1 rRNA gene is annotated in these 797 nt (G+C 46.4%); it reads left to right on the top strand.

Annotated elements, in window-relative coordinates:
- Positions 1-55: 55 nt before the first annotated feature.
- Positions 56-797, top strand: a 23S ribosomal RNA gene (locus FHQ30_RS13480); the annotation flags it as partial.

The raw sequence follows: 797 nt of genomic DNA, 5'->3' as shown, positions 1-797 counted from the left end.
GCAACTGAACGGACATGAAAGTGAACGTGCGGTATAAAAATTCTTGAGGTTGTATGGTTAAGTGACGAAGCGTGCAGGGTGGATGCCTAGGCAGTCAGAGGCGAAGAAGGACGTGCTAATCTGCGAAAAGCGTGGAGGAGTTGATAAGAAGCGTTATTACTCCACGATATCCGAATGGGGCAACCCAGTAGATGAAGAATCTACTATTGTTAATTGAATTCATAGGTTAACAAGGCGAACCGGGAGAACTGAAACATCTCAGTACCCCGAGGAAAAGAAATCAACCGAGATTCTGTAAGTAGCGGCGAGCGAACGCGGAAGAGCCGTTAGTGATAGTAAGTGTGTTAGGAGAATGTGTTGGGAAGCACAATCGTAGAGGGTGATAATCCCGTATCCGAAGGCGCATTTATGGTACTAAGCTAACAAGAAGTAGGGCGGGACACGAGAAATCCTGTTTGAAGATGGGGGGACCATCCTCCAAGGCTAAATACTCCTGACTGACCGATAGTGAACCAGTACCGTGAGGGAAAGGCGAAAAGAACCCTGGTGAAGGGAGTGAAATAGAACCTGAAACCCTGTACGTACAAGCAGTGGGAGCCCTATCACTTAAGTGTATTGAGAGTGGTATAGAAAACATTCAAGTGCGGTTAACGTTTTGCGCAGCAAAACGGTCAACCCAAAAATCAATCAGGGGATAACCTGATAGGGAATTGATTGAATGTGAGAGGGGCGTTTTACGAAGTAAAACGGCAATCCGAAAGCAGTATGCTTGAGGATAGGGTGACTGCGTACCTTTT

It is taken from the genome of Testudinibacter sp. 'clade 2' (genome assembly GCF_006227735.1).
In the GTDB taxonomy this organism is placed as follows: domain Bacteria; phylum Pseudomonadota; class Gammaproteobacteria; order Enterobacterales; family Pasteurellaceae; genus Chelonobacter.
The sequence above is the reverse complement of the archived record's forward strand: the minus strand, read 5'-3'. Positions and strand labels throughout refer to the sequence as shown.